This window comes from Microbulbifer variabilis (assembly GCF_056232115.1).
This window is the reverse complement of sequence record NZ_CP174325.1, coordinates 912,714-932,030: the sequence shown is the minus strand read 5'-3', so window position 1 is coordinate 932,030 and position 19,317 is coordinate 912,714. Positions and strand designations below refer to the sequence as shown.

Annotated in this window: 15 protein-coding genes; 9 read left to right on the top strand and 6 right to left on the bottom strand. The window is 50.0% G+C overall.

What is annotated here, in order from left to right; all coding sequences use genetic code 11:
- Positions 1-15: 15 nt before the first annotated feature.
- Positions 16-5,202, top strand: coding sequence for a DUF748 domain-containing protein (locus ACJJI7_RS04000; RefSeq protein ID WP_444902596.1), 5,187 nt, complete (start codon positions 16-18; stop codon positions 5,200-5,202).
- Positions 5,203-5,217: 15 nt separating this feature from the next.
- On the opposite strand, the gene ACJJI7_RS03995 is transcribed toward ACJJI7_RS04000, so the two are convergent.
- On the bottom strand, positions 5,218-5,757 hold the full coding sequence (locus ACJJI7_RS03995; RefSeq protein WP_353375607.1) for a carboxymuconolactone decarboxylase family protein: 540 nt from the start codon (positions 5,755-5,757) through the stop codon (positions 5,218-5,220).
- A 217-nt stretch (positions 5,758-5,974) separates the two neighbouring features.
- Between ACJJI7_RS03995 and ACJJI7_RS03990 the strand changes: the two genes are divergently transcribed.
- From ACJJI7_RS03990 to ACJJI7_RS03980, 3 genes are all read left to right on the top strand, one after another.
- Entirely contained in the window at positions 5,975-6,397 is a 423-nt protein-coding gene (locus tag ACJJI7_RS03990; RefSeq protein ID WP_282952364.1) for a GFA family protein, read from the top strand.
- 187 nt (positions 6,398-6,584) lie between these two features.
- Positions 6,585-6,893, top strand: a complete 309-nt coding sequence (locus ACJJI7_RS03985) for a hypothetical protein (protein ID WP_282952365.1) — start codon at positions 6,585-6,587, stop codon at positions 6,891-6,893.
- 34 nt (positions 6,894-6,927) lie between these two features.
- Positions 6,928-7,620, top strand: coding sequence for a hypothetical protein (locus ACJJI7_RS03980; protein ID WP_444902597.1), 693 nt, complete (start codon positions 6,928-6,930; stop codon positions 7,618-7,620).
- Between the two features lie 108 nt (positions 7,621-7,728).
- Here ACJJI7_RS03980 and ACJJI7_RS03975 read toward each other — a convergent pair whose 3' ends face one another.
- Together ACJJI7_RS03975 and ACJJI7_RS03970 are read right to left on the bottom strand one after the other, a co-directional pair.
- The gene (locus ACJJI7_RS03975; protein WP_444902598.1) at positions 7,729-8,535 is read right to left on the bottom strand and encodes an ABC transporter permease; all 807 of its coding nucleotides are present in this window, start codon (positions 8,533-8,535) and stop codon (positions 7,729-7,731) included.
- On the bottom strand, positions 8,532-9,137 hold the full coding sequence (locus tag ACJJI7_RS03970) for an ABC transporter ATP-binding protein (protein WP_020414434.1): 606 nt from the start codon (positions 9,135-9,137) through the stop codon (positions 8,532-8,534). The genes ACJJI7_RS03975 and ACJJI7_RS03970 overlap by 4 nt, the downstream gene beginning before the upstream one ends.
- A 275-nt stretch (positions 9,138-9,412) precedes the next feature.
- Here ACJJI7_RS03970 and parC point away from each other — a divergent pair, with 275 nt between their 5' ends.
- The 3 genes from parC to ACJJI7_RS03955 all read left to right on the top strand — a co-directional run bounded on the left by parC (position 9,413) and on the right by ACJJI7_RS03955 (position 13,335).
- Positions 9,413-11,662 (top strand): DNA topoisomerase IV subunit A, encoded by a 2,250-nt coding sequence (parC, locus tag ACJJI7_RS03965; RefSeq protein WP_020414435.1) that lies wholly within the window; start codon positions 9,413-9,415, stop codon positions 11,660-11,662.
- Between the two features lie 136 nt (positions 11,663-11,798).
- Positions 11,799-12,263, top strand: a complete 465-nt coding sequence (locus ACJJI7_RS03960; RefSeq protein WP_157533593.1) for a MarR family winged helix-turn-helix transcriptional regulator — start codon at positions 11,799-11,801, stop codon at positions 12,261-12,263.
- Entirely contained in the window at positions 12,256-13,335 is a 1,080-nt protein-coding gene (locus ACJJI7_RS03955; protein WP_020414437.1) for an HlyD family secretion protein, read from the top strand. The genes ACJJI7_RS03960 and ACJJI7_RS03955 overlap by 8 nt, the downstream gene beginning before the upstream one ends.
- 83 nt (positions 13,336-13,418) lie before the next feature.
- Here the strand turns inward: ACJJI7_RS03955 and ACJJI7_RS03950 are convergent, their stop codons facing one another.
- Positions 13,419-13,838, bottom strand: coding sequence for a DUF2147 domain-containing protein (locus tag ACJJI7_RS03950; RefSeq protein ID WP_020414438.1), 420 nt, complete (start codon positions 13,836-13,838; stop codon positions 13,419-13,421).
- A gap of 24 nt (positions 13,839-13,862) precedes the next feature.
- Between ACJJI7_RS03950 and ACJJI7_RS03945 the strand changes: the two genes are divergently transcribed.
- Positions 13,863-14,003, top strand: coding sequence for a hypothetical protein (locus ACJJI7_RS03945; protein ID WP_475113765.1), 141 nt, complete (start codon positions 13,863-13,865; stop codon positions 14,001-14,003).
- On the opposite strand, the gene ACJJI7_RS03940 is transcribed toward ACJJI7_RS03945, so the two are convergent.
- A complete protein-coding gene (locus tag ACJJI7_RS03940; RefSeq protein WP_020414439.1) occupies positions 13,998-15,464 on the bottom strand; it encodes a protein adenylyltransferase SelO in 1,467 nt (488 codons plus the stop codon). The two genes, ACJJI7_RS03945 and ACJJI7_RS03940, sit on opposite strands and share 6 nt — an antisense overlap.
- Positions 15,465-15,537: 73 nt before the next feature.
- Positions 15,538-17,010, bottom strand: coding sequence for a Ppx/GppA phosphatase family protein (locus ACJJI7_RS03935; protein ID WP_020414440.1), 1,473 nt, complete (start codon positions 17,008-17,010; stop codon positions 15,538-15,540).
- A gap of 261 nt (positions 17,011-17,271) precedes the next feature.
- On the opposite strand from ACJJI7_RS03935, the gene ppk1 reads away from it, so the two are divergent.
- Positions 17,272-19,317 (top strand): polyphosphate kinase 1, encoded by a 2,046-nt coding sequence (ppk1, locus tag ACJJI7_RS03930; RefSeq protein WP_353375611.1) that lies wholly within the window; start codon positions 17,272-17,274, stop codon positions 19,315-19,317.

Sequence of the window (19,317 nt, the reverse complement as noted above, 5' to 3'; positions counted from 1 at the left end):
GGCGCTATTTTCCCAATGCCACCAGAGCCCGTCCATCAATACACTAAGTTTCGCCATCTGCTTTGGTGGTTGGTTGGTGGCTTATTGCTACTGGAAGGCTTTTCTATCTTCGCCTCGGACTTCGTGCGAGATAAAACAGATGCCTGGCTGGCTGAGCGGGGCCTGGATTTTCATGCCGACTATTTCCGGGTGTCCCTACTAGATTTGTCTGTGCTGGCTGTAGGGGTGCGTGCTTCCAATCGTGAAGGAAGGGGGTTTGCCGCACGTGAAGTAACACTGGATTACAGCTGGTGGCAGTTGCTGCGCGGGCGAGCCCACTTACCACGCGCCTCGGTAAGTGGCGCCTACATGGATTTGCAATCCGTTCCCGGAGAAAAATACCGGGAATGGGAAGTGGGCGGCTGGGACTTGGGAGAGGTGAAGCGCAGGGATCGTGATTTTAAAATGGGTATCGGCTGGGCCAGGATACGCGATAGTGAACTCTGTTATCGCCACCGGCCTGTCTGGCCAACTGCGACCTGTGCCTATGTTGGCGATGCAAAAATAGAGGATTTTTTGCTGGGGCTGTGGCGCAAGGGAGATGTGCCCCTCAAGGTCAATATCGCAGCTACAGATATCCAATTAGAGGAATTGTTGGCCAGGGAAAAAAATTCGACACATTACAATACTACTTTGGCGCATCTGCACTTGAAGCAAGGAGATTTCCGTTGGCCAAGTTTGCGTACCGGAGCGGAATCCTTTCAAGCAGAGCTTTTTTCTGGCTGTCCGCCTCAGAAGTGGGCTGATGCAATTCGCGGCTTACAGCGCCTGGTTGGCCACTGCGCTGCTGCGCGTCGCCTCAATGTTGAAGGTGATCTTAGATTTGGGTTTGGCCGTGAAGGATTGGCACATTGGCGTTATGCGAGTGGGGAGGGCGTCTTACTCCGGCAGAGTAATCAGCGTTGGCAGGATTGGCGCGCTGGAACCATCACTATTCGTGACTTCGATTTTGTCCGCTCAATAAAGCGGATACATTGGCGCAGGGGCCGGGCTACTGCATTTGATTGGTGCCCTAAGCACCTGCGTGATAACAATCATCATTTTTGTATCCGCGCAACCACTTTGCAGGTGCCTGAACCAACCACTTTTGACTGGAGCCATCGACTTAAAATTACAACCGGAACCAGTGCTGCGCAGCAGTTGCGCTATCTCGATGTTGCTCAACCCCATCGCCAGCCTTTAACCGCTCAGCAAGCAGCATTGGGTTCATTGGAATTTGATGTCACCAGTCGCATCCTAGCTGTGGACAGCTTGGCGGTGGGAACTGCCAATGGTTGTGTCCCCGGCGATATGTGGAAAAAACCGGATCACTGCGTACGTTTGGTCGGTTTGCGGGCTAAGGAAAAAGCTGCCTTACGCTTCGGCTCTTCCCCACTAGAAATTCCCTGGGGCTTTGCCAGTGGACCATTATCTCTTGCTCAGCTCAAGCTGTCTGGACTCGGTGAAGAACAGCTGCAATTGCAAAAATTAAAGTGGCGTGGAATTGATACCTTGGGTGTCGACACACCTTATTCGATTCAGAATTTTTCCCTCGAGTCCCTTTCCGGTTGCATGTCGCGAGGATTGTTGCCTACGGGCTGGGAACCACTTTGTGCGCAACTGAATAGCCTGGATGGACGTGGGAATTTTGCCTGGCAAGGTGGTGAGGATGGTTATGCCATCTTTGGTAAGCTGGGAGTGCAACGGCTGTTATTGGGAGAGTCTAGAGGAGGTAATAAGGGGCTTCTGCTGCAAAAATTCAGCACCGGTGAAGGGTATTTTCGCCGTGAACCTGTTGAGGACCCATGGGCCAATGCCTTTTCAGCTACGGAAGGCGCTGTGGGGCAAGAGGATTACGGTAAGGAAAAGGGGCGCCTGAGGGAATCGAAAACAGGGAGAGAGGCTCTGAGTATGGCATTGGCCAGTATTCGTGCCCCTAATTTCAAGCTACAGAGCAGCTCCCTCCTTCGATTGGATGGGTGTTTGCCCCCTGAATGGGCAAAATTGATTTACCGTTCGTCAGCAGCAGCGCAGGAAATGCCAGCCTGCTTTGATGTGCGCGACCTGCAACAAGAGCGCCCCCTTGTGCTGGCCTGGCTGGGGGGGTTGGATTTTGCCACTGCGGAGCTTTCTATTGGCCGCGCCACTGCAGCTACTGTACAGAACAGACCCCTGCTTAACCTGGCCGACCTTAACTTGCCATTGGCCAGGATTCGTATTGTTCCTGCTGATACGTTTAGCACTTATATTGCCTTACCCGAAAGCTCAGTCGGCCAGTTGCATGCCTGCCTGCCAGATTTAGAGAGTACTTTGACCCAAAAGCTGCGATGTGTGGAATTGCAAACAGTGCAACTCGGAGGGCACTTTAAACTGGAGGCTGGGCATGATCGGGTATCGGGTAATCTGGATGACAGCGATATTGAGCAACTGCAGCTTTTGGGAAGTGGCAATATTCCATTACTGGAAATCCAGAAACTATCCATACCTGAGCTGGAGTTTCTATGGTCTGGCAATAACACACAAGACTCTATGGTAGAAATGCAGGACTTATCCATAGAGTCGCTATTTGCCTGCTTGCCTAGCCATTTAAATTCCGCAGAACGATTGCCACATTGTGTGTTCAGTAAAGAAATATACTCAGTTGGTAGTAGCGGCTTATCTATTGGAGAGACAGAATTTACTTCTATAGGAACAGGAGAACCACTTTGGCAGCTCTCAAAGCTGTCCGTCGATAAAATCGCCTTCTCGCACAATACACTCGATCTGTACCATCTGGAAATTGATAACATTCTTATCTGTGGTTTGCACAGGCTATTACCTAGTGAGGCAAATAGGTTTCAGCTGGCTGATTGCATTGAAACTCCTCGATTGCGCTTCAATAGAGGACCGGTTCGTATTGGATTAAATGAAAATACAGCTCTTTTGGATTTTGGACCTATGCAAACTGCACCAGTTGCTTTTTGGCAAAAAGGGAATAATTACTTGCAGGCTGGCTTGCAACAGATGAGCTGGCAGCGCATGACCTGGGATGGTGATGGAGATTTTTCCGTTACGAATTTTCGCCTGGAAAATATCAGGGTCTGTTTACCTGACTCCGACAGGAAGGTAAATATTCATCTATTGAAACAGGCTAGCCCGGGGGATACGCGACGTTGCTATGGGCTCGACCAGCTCCTGATGCCTGGTGTGCAAAAAATATCACTCAGTAGACCATTTTCTCTTAAGGGTTCAATGGAGCTAAGTGGATTGTCTTTAGTGCGTAGAAATACTAAACCGATTAGGGTACCTAACTTGCAATTGGATAATATTTCCTTCGAGGGGAAATCACTGATACAAGTTGGCAACATAAGTGGTTGTCTTCCGGCAGGATTACTTAAAGACCGAAAGATAGCGCCTTGTTATCAGTTAGAACGGCTGAAACTTGGCAAAGTAGTAAGTAAAAATACGCTTTCCGGAAGAATATTTAAAGTCTTCGATATTAGTTCGGCAAATATACAGATGCATGCAGCAGGATTTTCGCAGGCACTACCGGAACAGCTGTTAAAAACAGAAAGTCTACGGGTGAGACAACTACGCTTCAGCTCTGGATCAGTACATGTACAGCAGTTGCAATTGAATAATATTGCCAGTTGTATACCCAACGGCTATTTCGATGAGGGAGATCATTGTTTCAGGCTGGGGGATTTGGAACTGGATGGAGGTTTTACAGCTGGACAGGGCCTGGAGTTCAATTTACTAAAGGCGAAAAAAATTGATCTTTTTTCTCCCCAAGGTGAACTGCTAGTGGAGGGGGAGAGTATAACGCTTTCACAATTTGCGATCAGTGCTCAGGAGTGGCGATTTTCCTGGGGGGAAGCGGTTCATTTTCACTTTTTTAACAGGAATCCAGTTGAGCCAGAGTATCATCGACATAGCACAGTGGGGGACTTTAGATTACTGCATATTGAAGGATTTAGTTTCGATAGGCGTTATAAATTACTAAATGTAGAATTTATTGATTTTCTACAGCCGCGGTTTATTTTAGTGCGGGATGAGCGGGGTAGATTCCCAATAAAGCAAGAAATAGCTGAGCTAAGAGGGTTTAAAGGGGTAAACAGACTTTCTGTTGAGAGAGAAAAAAATGACCCCCTTTCCTACCATATAAGGGATGTTCATCTTCGACATGGCACTTTCACCTGGGTTGATCGGCAGGACGAGTTTCGAGCTCGGCTGCCCGTACGTGATATCAATCTAAATTTGAGCCATTTTAGCAATCTCGGCGAACACCCACCGGCAGTGTTGGTAGCTAATGGCAGGCCTGGTGGTTTTGGTGACATTCAACTGGGGGGAACTATCGATTACTTAGGGGAGAACATATGGGATGCTGATTTAACGGGGTATATGGAGAATGTAAATCTTATTCCGGCCACTCCCTATATGGCTAAGTTACTTGGTTATAAGATATTACAAGGACAAATGGACGCGGTGGTTAGCATTCATGTGCGGGAAAATCAATTGAATGCTTTTGCTGATGTTGAGCTAGAAAAAATCAAAGTGCGTCGTGTTCGTAAGGATGACCAGCTGCCCGTTAAATCAAAAATTATCCCATTAAATGTGGCTTTATGGTTGCTGAAAGATGGCCAGGGAAATGTGAAATTTGGAATGCCTGTAACCGGTAATATTCGAGATCCTAAGTTTTCTCTATCCTTTGTCTTCAGTGAATTACTGCAAAAAGCCATCTTCGATGCTTTGTTAAGCTACCTAACTCCCTATGGAATTTACCTGCTGGTTAAGTTGGCGTGGGGACGATTTATGGCAAAAGACTTTGATTCAATTGAGTTTGCTCCTGGCAGCTCAGAATTAAGTAGTTTGGCTATGGGGCAATTACAGCAAATGGTAACTGTACTGCATAAACATCCGAAGGCCCGCCCCGGAGTGTGCGGTATAGCTAATGCCAGAGACTGGAGCGCAATGTATCCTGAGTCTACCGTAGGCCTAAGAGGTAGCCGCCGTCTCCTTGCTGATTTTTACCATAACCCCCCTATTTTCTTGCGTGAAGAGTTTGAGAAGCTGGCACAAGAGCGTAGTCGAAAAGTTGAGCGATATCTTATTGATGCAGGCATTCCAGCGGCGGAATTGATCCCCTGCGCACCAGATTACAATGGAAGAGATTTTGGCCAGCCCAGAGTCGAGTTTTCAAATTAATCAAGATTTGTAAAATTACTTTGACTTGTTATCTTGATAGTAGCCTTGTTGCGCAATAAATTTACCTGCCTCTATATTACCTTGCTGTGATAAGGGTTCTATACCTGCGGCGGATACTAAGCGATTAACTAGAGAAAAGCAGGATACGACGAAGACAACATCTAATATTGTTTGCTCCTTCCATCCAGCACTAATAGCATCTGCAATATCTTCTTTCGAAATCGAATGAGCATTTTCAGCCACTTTCGCAGCGAAACTAAAAATTATTTGCAGCTTTTGGGGAAACTGAGTGATAACACCTGAAAGCGCAGCTTCTATAAGTTCATCTGCCTCTCCATATTCGCGTGCGACTTCTGCATGGGATAGATAGCAGTATCGACATCCATTCAAGGAGGAAATAAATACTGCTATTAATTCACGTTCTCCACGAGATAGTTCTGAGGGGCTTCTCATTGCTGCTTCAAATGTTTTTAATATTGATGGTCCTGCACCATGTAAGTGACTGAATATTTCCTGGGGGGAGGCTTCAGGTCTAAGATAGGAAAAGTGACTCATAATTTATGAAGCTCGCTGGAAGATATAACTAACTTTGGTTAGAACCAAGTCTCATAAATGAGAACTTATAGAGATCTTAGTGTGATCTTTAGTCCAGAAGTATTCATCGGAACCCTTGTGTGATTCCCTCCAAGCGTGTAGTTTTCTTTTGATGACAGTGTTTGCTGGCAAATACTGACACTGATAATAAAGTTGTTCATTACAGAGGGGATGTAATATGAGCGGTACTAATCAAGTACAAGGAAGTTGTCTGTGTGGTTCTGTTACCCTTAAGGCCTCGTTACCATCATCAAATTTGGGTGTCTGCCACTGCGGAATGTGTAAAAAGTGGGGTGGTGGTCCTTTGTTGGCGGTGGACTGCCAAACCAATGTTGAGATCTCTGGAGAGGAGCATATCTCCGTATTTGACTCCTCAGACTGGGCAGAGCGTGGCTTTTGCTCCAAATGTGGATCTCATCTTTTTTACCGTTTAAAAGAAACCCAGCAGTATTCAATACCAGCGGGAATTTTAAATCTACCTAAAGAAGTAAAAATGACTCATCAGATCTTTATCGATGAAAAGCCGGAATATTATGCTTTTGCCAATGAGACCAGGAATATTACGGGACTAGAGCTTGTGACTGAGTTTTCAGGAGAGTAAGTGCTTGCCAACTTTCTTGCTTTTATTTAAGGAGACTATTTGCTCCGCTTAAAGGTTATTATATGCCATTCATAGGTGCCGCCTTACTGGGGGTATCTTTCCCTGGCTTGGATGGATAATCAGAGAGTTGTCAACCGGGGAGCAGGTATTCTAATGACCGAGTAGTAATAGGGAGTAATAGGTCACCATGACAGAAACTCAAATTGTAGAAATTTTCCTGGCCAACCAGTGGTGGTCAATCATTGCACTTGTGGTGTGTGTGATCGGTGTTACCTTATGCTGGTTTGGGGGACTAATGGCAGCCCTTACAGCATTGGGTAACAAGCATTGGGTTTGGGGTATCATTACCATTTTCTTGGGTCCAATCACCGGTATTCCCTATGCGCTGCGCTATAAAGAGGCAGAATATGCACGCTCCTTGATGTTGAGAGGGGTTTGGATTTTGTTAGTTGGTTTGATTATAGCCGCTCTAGTTTTATTTTTAGGTCGGCCATAAAAAGCTACGTGATTAATTTGAAAACGCTGGCTGTTTGCCAGCGTTAACGCCTTTTCCAGTCTTTTTTCATTTGTGTACTCCCGATGGGTTGCTGGAATTCCATGGGAAACTACAGCTAGTTGACTCAGGTACTAATTTTTCAGACAAGTATACCGATACCTTTCCTATTAAGACGGATGTTTTTGGTTATCTCGATCGAGTTAATGGCATCGAGCAGACTTATTTACATCCTGACCTTGAGAAACGGATTGGTCTTCGCATAAGTGCATTAGAGGCATTTCAAGAGAAACTGTTTCTTTTATCACGCATATTTGGGCCCGAAACCTATATGGCTATTGAATTTAGCACAGTCAAGGAACCAGCCTCAGGTAATCTATTCAATGCTCCAGTTTTTTGGGGTTGGGGTACTGACTCTGCTTGTATTGCAGCTGGGGGAGCCTATTGGGGTAAAATTGAAAGTGTCGAATTTGGTTTTCCTATTTCTTACAATATTAGTGGTGAGTCTGAGCCCCTTGCTGAATTGACCTATGGTGGTGCCACTGTATTTCGGGAAGCAACTCCTGGCTTTGATATTATGAATAAAGATGGAAATATCGAAGTCGTGGGCGAATTTAATTCTTGGAATGTATGTCTTGGGATATTGTCGGGGATTCTCAGCTCACAGCAATCAGTAATACCCAGAAGGTTACCTTTCCAGAAAATTACCTTTCCAGAAGGTTACCTTTAAAGGGGCTTTAATATTTTGATAATAATTCAGACTCAATTAATACTCTAAATAAAGGTATTTTAATTTGTCTTGTAACACTTGCGCTGCTATTGAGTAACTTAGATTAAATCAAGGTGATTTTAACTCCTTTAATCTATCTATACATAACCTCTCTCTCGAATCAAAGAGATGATTCGCACACATACCAACAGAGACAAAAGTACCAAACCCTGTACCAGCAGCAATAGTAAACATAATCAAAATTTGATATTTCACTGCGACTGTGGGGGATGTACCAGCTAGTATCTGCCCAGTCATCATACCTGGCAGAAATACAATGCCGGCTGCAGCCATCGAATTGATTGTTGGCATTAATCCCGCGCGCATTGCGTCTCTGCGAAATTCAATACTGGCTTGCCGCCAGGTTTCGCCCAGCATTAGGCGATTTTCAATAATATCGCTTGAGCGCCGCATACTTTCTGTTAGTCGATCCAGGCCCAGGGCAACGCCGGTCATGGTATTCCCAAGAAGCATTCCCAGGAGGGGAATAGAGTATTGAGGTTGGTACCAGGGCTGAGGACCGATTAGCACCACTAGACTCAGTATTGTGACGCTAAATGCGGAAACCAGCATGGATAAAGTGCCAATGGCAAAACTCCAGCCTCCACGCAGGCGATATTTTTGCCGTGAGACGACTTGTTGCCCGGCAAACAATAACATTGCCAATCCCAGCAGGCTGACCCATAACAGGGTGCCAACAGCGAACAGGGCTTCCAGTATGACTCCGACAAGCGCCAATTGAACCGCAGTGCGTACTGCCGCGACAATCAGTGGCTTGCCGAGCTGTAATCGTGCGATATGGGTGCAAATTGCCAGGGCAACCACCAGCGCCGCAGCCAGCGATAACTGCCACCATGTCAGGTCGATCACACTCATTGTGATATCTCCCGCTCCACAAGATGGCTTCCCTGAATCTCAAAATGCCTGCTGCCCACTCGCTGTATCTGTTCTTTACTGTGGGCCACCCAGATTACCGGGTATTGATGTTTTTGAATCTTAGCAAGCAGCCACTTTTCTACTTTATTCGTGGTTTCCACATCGAGATTGGCAGTGGGCTCATCCAGTAAAAGCGCACTTGGTTCATAGGAGAGAGCGCGAATAAGCGCCAAACGCTGCTTTTCTCCCGAAGAGAGCCGGCTCACCTGCCACCCTGTGGCCTCTGCGGGAAACCCGAATACCTTTAAGGCTTCGTCCATCGGTTTATTAAAGTGTTCACCGACAGTCTCATACCACCAGGCACTCTGTGCCGGTACCAGCATGACTTGGCGACGCCACTGGTGGCCAGGTATTTTATTCTGTTCTTTGTCATCAAGAGATATCTTGCCATTATGGGGCTCTATATCAGCCACAGCTCTGAGTAGGCGGCTTTTACCGGAGCCGGAGGAGCCGGATAGGCAGATGACTTCTCCCGGCGGTACATCCAGCGCTATTTTTTCAAGTGAGCCGATACTCAGTGTCTCTAATTTTAGTTGAGGCATATCAGGGGTTACTTGCTAACTACTTTGTAGTTAGTGGTTTTAGTTTCCTGCCAGTATTCTAAAATGCTTATACATCTGTCGTGTGAATTTGACTCAGTGGTTTGTACTGCTTTGCTAGGTTAGCTGAGAAGTGGAAGCTAGTTCCTACTCCTACTCCTACTCCTACTCCTACTCCAGTTCCGCGATATATCTTTTTAACACTCATTGCTTCCCTTTGAACCTCCCGCCCCAGTCCGCCATAATCCGCTCCTTCCGAATCGAATAACGAGTGCTGTATGACCGACACCTCTGTCTATGAGGCCACAGAGCGCCTGCCGTTAAAGGAGTACACCGAGAAGGCGTATCTGGATTACTCCATGTATGTGATCCTGGATCGCGCCCTTCCGAATATCGGAGACGGCCTAAAGCCGGTGCAGCGGCGTATCGTCTATGCCATGAGCGAGCTGGGCCTGAAGAATACCGCCAAGTATAAGAAGTCCGCGCGTACGGTCGGCGATGTGATCGGTAAGTACCATCCCCACGGTGATAGTGCCGTGTATGAGGCAATGGTGTTAATGGCACAGCCGTTCAGTTACCGCTATCCATTGATCGACGGTCAGGGCAACTGGGGCTCGCCGGATGATCCCAAGTCCTTTGCCGCCATGCGTTACACCGAGTCGCGCATGGGTAAATATTCGGAAGTACTGTTGTCGGAATTGGGGCAGGGCACTGTCGATTGGCAGCCGAACTTTGACGGCACCATGGATGAACCCTGTGTTCTTCCGGCACGGGTGCCCAATATTCTATTGAACGGCACCACCGGTATTGCCGTGGGTATGGCTACAGATATTCCGCCGCACAACTTGCGCGAAGTGGTCAACGCGACTGTGGCGCTGCTGGAAAACCCCAAGTCCACAGTAGAGGAGCTGTGTGAGCATATTCTCGGCCCGGATATGCCCACTGAAGCAGAGATAATTACGCCGCGCGATGATATTCGTAAGATTTACACTTCCGGTCGCGGCTCTATCAAGATGCGCGCCCTATGGAGCAAGGAAGACGGCGATATCGTGATTACCGCGCTGCCCCACCAGGTGAGTGGTGCCAAGGTGCTGGAGCAGATTGCCCAGCAGATGCAGGCGAAGAAGCTGCCTATGGTGAATGACCTTCGCGATGAGTCGGATCACGAAAATCCCACGCGCCTGATAATTGTGCCGAAATCCAACCGGGTGGATATGGAATCGGTGATGAACCACCTGTTCGCCACCACCGATCTTGAGCGCAACTACCGCGTCAATATGAATATGATCGGTATCGATGGCCGCCCCCAGGTGAAGTCCCTCGATAAGATCCTGCGAGAGTGGTTGACTTTCCGGGCAACTACCACCCGCCGCCGCCTACAGTTCCGCCTGGACAAAGTTGAGAAACGCCTGCACCTGCTTGCCGGGCAGTTGATCGCCTTCCTCAATCTCGATGAGGTGATCGAAATTATCCGCACCAGCGATGAACCCAAACAGGAGTTGATGGAGAGTTTCGAGCTCACGGATATCCAGGCAGACTACATTCTCGACACCAAGCTGCGCCAGTTGGCGCGTCTGGAAGAGATGAAAATTCGTGGTGAGCAGGCTGAGCTGGAGAAAGAGCGTGATACTCTAACTAAAACTCTGGATAGCGAACGTCGCCTGAAGACGCTGATCAAGAAAGAGCTATTGGCGGCGGCCAAAGAATTTGGTGATGAGCGTCGTTCCCCCATCGTTGCCCGTGAAGAGTCCAAAGCGTTTAGCGAAGCGGAGTTACTGTCTTCCGATCCCATCACTGTTGTGGTTTCCGAAAAGGGCTGGATTCGCGCGGCCAAGGGCCATGAAATTGATGCGGCGGCATTGAGTTACAAGGCTGGGGATAGTCTCGGCTTCGCCGCACGAGGCAAGAGCAACCAGCCGGCGCTGTTACTTGATAGTACAGGGCGCAGCTATTCCATTGCCTCCCATACTCTACCGTCGGCGCGAGGGCAGGGCGAGCCGCTGAGCGGGCGAATCAATCCACCCTCCGGTGCCACCTTTGAGGGGCTGCTCATGGGGCCGGACGAACAACGGGTTTTACTGGCCTCCGATGCCGGCTATGGCTTTATTGCCAAGCTCTCGGATCTGCAGTCGCGCAATAAGGCAGGCAAGGCCATGCTGACCCTGCCCAAGGGAGCGCAGGTGCTGCCACCTCATTTACTGGAAAATCCACAGGAGGCCCTGCTGGCGGCAGTAACCTCGGAAGGACGTATGCTGGTATTCCCTGTCACTGAATTGCCTGAGTTGGCGAAGGGCAAGGGTAATAAGATTATCAATATCACCTCGGCCCGCGCAGCGAGCCGTGAGGAAGTTGTGGTGGGTGTTGCCGTGCTGGAGGGTAAGAGCCAGCTGGTTGTCCACGCTGGAAAGCGTCATACCAAGATTAAGATCGCAGAGATGGATCATTACCGCGGCGAGCGCGGTCGCCGTGGTAATAAGCTGCCACGGGGATTCCAGAAGGTCGATCGGATTGAGGTATTGGAAAAGTAAGCTGAAGTCCACCTGTGCTGGCAAAGGCGGTCATTCTGACCGCCTTTTTTATTGCTAATCCCGTATTGATAACTGATACATTGATGAAATAATAAGCAGGCTTATAATGAGCGCCCTCAAAAAGGGAGTCTTAGGCATGTCAGGGAAAGATACGCAGGGCGAGGATATTGCGACTGGGGTGAGCCTGGAGCTACACAGCGCGGCGCGTTTACTGCGGCGCAACTTTGACCGCCGAGCCAGGGGGCATAGTCTCAGCGGCTCCCGTTGGCAGGTGCTGTGGCATCTGGTGCGACAACAGGGGCAGAAGCAGGCAGAATTGGCTGAGTGCCTTGATATGGCGCCGATTAGCCTGGCGCGCCAACTCGATAACCTGCAGCGGGAAGGGCTGGTAGAGCGGCGCCCTGACCCGCAGGACAGGCGCTGCTTTCGTATTTACCTGACCGGGCAGGCGGAACCGGCCATGGCTTTGTTGGATGGGCTCGAAAAAGAGACTCGCGCCCAAGCCCTGGATGGTTTTTCCCCGGAGGAAGTAATACAGCTGCAAACGTTGTTGGAGCGATTGCGCAAAAACCTGACACGCGAAGAGATTGAATTTGACTGACAAGCTGAATCTAAACCTGGATCGAACCACACAGCGCAAACTGGGGCTCATACTGGTCCTGGTGCTTGCTGCGCTGGCGGTTGGCTGGAGCCTGTTTGGCAGTGGCGATATCGTCGAGACAGAGAATGCCTATGTGAAGGCGGAAAAAGTCTCCCTGGCACCAGAAGTCAGCGGTGTGGTCACCAAGGTACTGGTGAGTGCCAACCAAGTGGTGAGCAAGGGCCAGCTGTTAATTCAGATCGACCGCACCGCCTTTGAGTTGGCGGTCACCGAGGCAGAAGCCCGTTTGTCACAGGTGCGCAATGACTTGCTGGCCCGCCGTGCCGAATATGCGGAGGCCGATGCCGCCTTACAGCAGGCGCGCAAAGATGCAGATTTTTACCGGCGCCAACTGGAGCGCAATGAAAAGCTAGGCAAAGTGGCTTTTTCTGAAGCGGAGCTGGATAGTGCGCGCCAGCAATTGGAGCGGGCTCGGGCACAGATCACTATCAATGCAGAAAAACTGTCCAGCCTGCGGGCAGAGCTGGGAGGCGATCCTGGTTCTGCTTTGGAAGATCAGGCGGATCTCAAAGTGGCCCAGGCACAGTTGGATAAGGCCAACTATCAACTGTCTCGTACGCGTATTATTGCGCCAGTAGATGGCACCATCGCCAATACCGTGCCCCAGGTTGGGGAGATGGCCACTGCCGGACTTAACTTGCTCAATATGATTGGGTCTAGCGGTCTTTGGGTGGAAGCCAATCTTAAGGAAACTGAGCTAGCCAAGGTACGTACCGGTCAGCAGGCAGAGGTGACCCTCGACGCTTATCCTGATTTCGAATGGCAGGCCCAGGTGGACAGTATGAGCCCGGCTAGTGGTAGCGAGTTTGCCCTGACGCCTCCCCAGAATGCCAGCGGCAATTGGAAGAAAGTAGTACAGAGAGTGCCGGTGCGCTTGCGTCTCTATCCTCTAAAGGATGCGCCGCAGTTACGGGCCGGTATGAGTGCAAAGGTGCGTATCGACACCAGCGAGGATGCCAAGGTGGTTTCGGCCCGAGCCTCAACCGATGAGAGTGGCAGGGTGGTCCTGTAAAAACGAAAAGTTTGCAGGGGAAGGGCTTCCTTGCCAGAACAGATATTAAGAAGGCCCGCGAGATGGGCCTTCTTAATATTTAATTACTGAACTCTGTGCCAGGTCTGGGTGCGGTAGAAGAAACCAAGGTAACCGCGCACCTTCAGGGTATCGTCGTTCTCCAGCCAGAACTTGCAGTCGTATACCTTGCCTGTGACCGGGTCCATAATCTCTCCGCCTTCGTATTTATCACCCTTCTTCGCCATGCCGGTGATCACATCCATGCCAACGAGAGGTTTACCCTTCAGATCACCGGGGCAGTTCTCGCAGACGGTGTCATTGGGTTTCATCAGCAACTGGTCAATTTTCCCGTAGTACTTTCCATCCTTTTCGTAGATTTCCACGATGGACTTGGGCTGGCCGGTTTCATCGTCGACAGTGCGCCACTTGCCTACAACATCTGCGGCACTGGCCTGCAGGGCGAACATCAGGCCGAAAGCGGCCAGGAGCAGGTTTTTGATCATCTGTAGGAGTTCCTCTGTTAAGTGGTGACCCAGATCTTACATGAAGTCATCGTTGGCGGCAGGAGGATAGTCACCATCGGGCAAAAATTAGCCGCATATATCCGGCAGTTAGCCGCATTTAAACGCTTTTTATCTGATTTTCGTACCAGTTTTGCCGCTTTATGAGGAGCAGCTTAGGGGAATACGCTTGCCGGATTCAGGTGGTCTGGCAGACCAGGCCTCATGCTCCGGGTGTTCCTCGAACGGTGATTGCAGCAAATTGCGCAAAGTACGCAGGGGATAATAATCACCTTGTCCGGCTGCCTCGATGACTTTCTGTGCCAAATAGTTACGCAGAATATATTTGGGGTTTACTGCTAACATGGCGCGGTTGCGCGTGCGGGAATTACTATTCTCACGTGACAGGCGTCGATCGTAATGCCCCAGCCATTGATCCAGCGCATCGTGTTTAACTGCTGCGATACATTCACATAACCCAGCTGCTGGGCGTTCGCCGCGATAGTGTGCCAATGCGCGGAAGAAACGGGCATAGTCCGCCTCACCCTGTTGTAACAGTTTTAGTAGATCTGCACAGAGTGCTGGATCGCCATCCTCTTCTGTGGTGAGCCCAAGCTTGGCGCGCATACGTGCAGCATAGGTGCGGGTGACCTGGGGCTGAAACTGCTCCAAACAATCACGCAATGTTTCCACGTCAACAAATCCGGACAGGGCGTGGGCGAGCGCGTTTAAATTCCACAATACGACACCCGGCTGCTGTTCGAAGGCGTAGCGGCCTGTGTGATCTGAGTGATTACAAATAAACGTGGGGTCGTAGTCGTCAAGGAAGGCATAGGGGCCGAAATCAAAGGTATCGCCGATAATCGACATATTGTCGGTATTGAGCACTCCGTGGGCAAAGCCCTCTGCCTGCCAACCAGCTACCAGTTCGGCGCTGCGCATAGTGGTAAATCGCAGCATCGCCTCAGCCTGCTCGCGGACACCGAGCCCTTGTGAATTTGGCACAAAGCGCTGGCAGATTTCACTGATGAGCTGTTGCAGGGCTTGTAGTTGTTTAGTGTAAAACAGGTATTCGAAGTGGCCGAAGCGCACGTGGCTCTCGGCCACTCGGATCAGCATGGCGCCATTTTCAATCTGTTCACGTGTTACCGGTTCGTCGCTGCCAACAATACATAGTGCACGGGTGGATCGAATACCCAGGCCGCTTAAGGCCTCACCGGCGAGGTACTCGCGAATAGTGGAGCGCAATACCGCGCGGCCATCGCCAAAACGGGAGTAGGGGGTTTTGCCGGCACCTTTAAGGTGCAGCTCCCAACACCGTCCGGCATTTTCGATTTCTCCCAGCAGCAATGCGCGGCCGTCACCCAGGTCCGGGTTGTAGACCCCAAACTGATGACCTGTGTACTTCATGGCAAAGGGGCGGCTGCCATGAAATAGTTTGGCGCCACAGCCCAGTTGCGCCCATGCGGCATTTTCTATCTCAGATGCATCGATACCGAGTAGCTGCATGACTTTTGGATTGGTGTCGATCAACTGGGGGTGATCGAAGGGGGTGGGATCTATTCGCGTGCCGAAGGCGTCGCCCAGATCTGCATAGTGGTGGCTGAGGGTAACTTCGCTGAGCTTCATAGATTCTGGGCTTAGGATAAAAATTGATATTAACGGGCATGTTACCGGTATCGATAACTATTCACAGTGGTGTCTATACCGCTAGTAGGCGCAATGGGCGTGTCTGTGATTGCCAATGCTGTTCTTCCTGGTAGAGCAGCTCCTCAATAGCCGGGCTGCTATCCAGCCACTCACGTTCAATTTGCAAGCGGTAGGCATCTCCCTGGTCGGCCAGGTTGATTCCTTGCAATGTGCGTTCGGTGCGATCGCGGTGAATGATACAGCCCAGGCGCAGACACAGAAGCAGGTCGGGGCTGGGGTGGAAGCCGTAGTGTTCTTTGGGGTGCTTTATTCGTCCGCGCTGGTTGCGCACGAGATAGGACAAGTGCTCCTGTTCACCCTTGGAAAACCCGGCCAGATCAGCGTGTTTGATCATAAAAGCGCCGAGCTTGCGAAAGCTGCTGTGCGTCAGGGCCAAACCAACTTCATGGAGTTGTATGGCCCAGCGCAATCGCTGGCGTCCTTCCGGCGGATATCCGGGACGCAGTTGCTGTAATAGCTTAAGGGCAGTATCACTTACGCGGCGAGCCTGGTTGGCATCTATCTGCCAGCGCTGCATTACCCAGGCCACTGTATCCGCGCGCCTGTCCCCTCCATGCAGGCGGCCAGCCAGGTCGTGCACTATGCCTTCGCGTATTGCGTAAGGTGAGACTTCCATGCGCTGGATATCCAGCTCGCAAAAAATAGCGTGCAAAATTGCCAGGCCCGCAGCGAATACAGGGCGGCGCTCCTCATCGAGATAGGGCAAATTCAAATCGGCGATATGCTCGGCTTGGGCCACCTCTTGCGCCAGGCGATCAATATCCTCGCGCCTGATATCCTCTACTTCGCCACCGTTCAGTACTCGAGATACCGCCTTGATGGTACCTGAGCAGCCTACTACTTCAGCTTCGGTGGCCATGTGCTGGAGTTCCTGAAGCTCCGCACGTGCAGCGCGCTGAGCGTGCTTGAAATGATTGATGGTCTGCCTGCTAATAATGCCATCGGCGAAGTAGCGCTTGCTGTAGGAAACACAGCCCATGTACAGGCTTTGCAATTGCTCTGGGGACTCACTACCGCGCACCAGTTCGGTGGAGCCGCCACCGATGTCGATTATGCAGCGTAGCCGGGGTGGACCGTCAGCGGCGGCCATTACACCTGAGTAAATCAGGCGAGCCTCTTCAATGCCGCTGATGATTTCCACTGGCACCCCCAGGATGGATTCCGCCTCTTCGAGAAAACCGTCTGCGTTGGCCGCTGCAGCGCGCAGGGTGTTGGTGCCTACCACACGAATATGATCGGTCGGTAGTTTATCCAGTACGGGTTGGAAACGGTTGAGAGCTGCCAATGCACGTTCCGACACCGCTGGATCCAGATTGCGTTCGGCATCCAGTCCCTCAGCCAGGCGCACCATGGCACGGTCTGTATGCAGGCGCACCATGCGCTGACCGCGAAATTCCGCCAATAACAGGTGGAAACTGTTAGAACCCAGGTCGAGCGCTGCGTAGCGTTCACTTGGTGATTGCATCGACATCCTGGCACCCGCGTTAATTGAGACGGCAAACTGCTCTACTATTAACTGTATAACCCTGTGCCCACTTAGATTGTTTCAATCTGGCGGGAATACGCCCCTGAAATTGGCGAAAAGCGTGTAAATCCTCTTTTCTGCAGTAGTGCCTCGTTTCCGCTTATTACTGCGCCTTCTAAATTGACTGCTTGGGACACGCTCACTCCAAGCCCTCTGGGATGGGGAAATTCATTTGCGGCTGAGATGTTTGGCAGATTGTCGATGTTTAACGATACGCCCCTATACCCCAAAGAGTTGAGTTGGCTGTCGTTTAATGAGCGGGTGTTGCAGGAAGTGGAAGATGAAACAGTACCCGTTATTGAGAGGGTGCGCTTCCTGGGGATCTTCTCCAATAACCTCGATGAATTCTTCCGGGTTCGTGTAGCGGATGTACGTCGCCTCGCGGCCTTTGCCGTTGGTGAACAACAGAAGAGGCATTTTGCCAAACTATTGGGGCAAATTAATGAGCGAGTGTTACGTCTTCAGCGGCGCTATGCACGTGCTTACGCCAAAGTACTGGCTGATCTCGATAAACATAACATCCATGTGGTTAGGGAGAATAAGCTCAGCGAGCGCCAGCGTAAGTTTGTAGAGGATTACTTTCATCGCGAAGTGTTGCCTGAGCTGGAGCCTTTCTTTATTGATGACCGCGATACTATGCCGCTACTTAATGAGGCGAGTATTTATTTTGCGATTTTCCTCCGCCTAAAAGATGGCAGTCGGCGCTATGCCGCTATGGAAATTCCCACTAATACTCTATCTCGCTTTGTAGTGATTCCACCCCGTGAAGGTAAGCGGGAAAAGGTTTATATCGTTCTGGACAATATTATACGGGCCTGTTTGGTAGAGGTGTTTCGCCAAGTGTTGCCCATTCGCTCGGCGCAGGCATTCATGTTCAAGATCAGTCGCGATGCCGAGCTGGAGCTGGGCGAGCAAATCACCCAGAATCTTGTAGATCGTATAGAAAAATCACTCAAGAGACGTAAACGTGCTGATCCAGTGCGCCTTGCCTATGATGCAGAAATGCCCGAAGTGCTCCTTAATTTGGTGAAAAAAAAATTAAAGATGGGGCGTTACGATACTTATACACCAGGTGGCCGCTACCACAATTCCAAAGACCTGATGAAATTTCCAGCGGACTCTGGGCGTTATACCTACAAGCCGTTGGTGCCACTGCCTACGCTGCCGAGTGATGGGGGTGCTTTTGCACAAATTCGCAGTGCAGACCGACTTTATTATTACCCTTATCATGATTTTCGTGTAATCACCAATTTGCTGGCCTCTGCAGCTATAGATTCCCAGGTGCGGGAAATTCGTATCAATTTATATCGGGTTGCAAAAAACTCACGGGTGGTTGCTGCTTTGATAAATGCAGTGCGCAATAATAAAAAGGTGATTGCAGTAGTTGAGTTGCGTGCGAGATTCGATGAGCTAGCCAATATCCATTGGTCCAAGGAGTTATCCGATGCGGGAGTGGAGGTAATTTATGGCGTTCCCGGATTAAAAGTTCATTGCAAATTAATCTCTATTGTTCGGCGGGAAGAGGGCAAGGATAAATTCTACAGTCATCTGGGAACAGGTAATTTTAATGAGAGTACCGCGCGAATTTATTGTGATTTTAGTTTGTTAACTAATAACCAGGATCTGGGCCTGGATGTTTACAATGTCTTCGAATTTATCCAGCGTACTCGACGTCGCCCGGTATTCCAGCATATCGCGGTTTCCCCACTGACCAACCGCGCAGCCCTGCTGGGGGCAATAGATCGGGAAATCGAAGCTGCACAAAGAGGTGATCAGGCCGAGTTGTTCATAAAATGCAATAACTTGGTGGATAGTCAGATGATAGAGCGGCTTTATAGTGCAAGTGCTGCTGGTGTGCAGGTTAGAATTATTGTGCGGAGTATGTGTTCGTTAGTATGTGAAACTGCGGGACTCTCCAACAATATCCAGGTTATCAGTTTGGTGGATAAGTTCTTGGAGCATGCGCGTGTCTATATATTCCACAACGGTGGTGAGGAGATTATGTGGCTGTCCTCGGCAGATTTGATGACCCGTAACCTGGATCATCGAGTGGAAGTTACTTTTCCCCTGACCAATAGTAAGCATCGTGAGACTGTACGGAAAATACTGGAGCTGCAATGGAGTGACAATCAAAAGGCCCGGGTTATGGATGCAAAGCAAAGTAATACCAGAATTGCCAATAGTGATCGTAAGGGGTGTCGTTCTCAAGATGCTATTTATCGCTACCTTAAAAAGCGCCCACAGTAA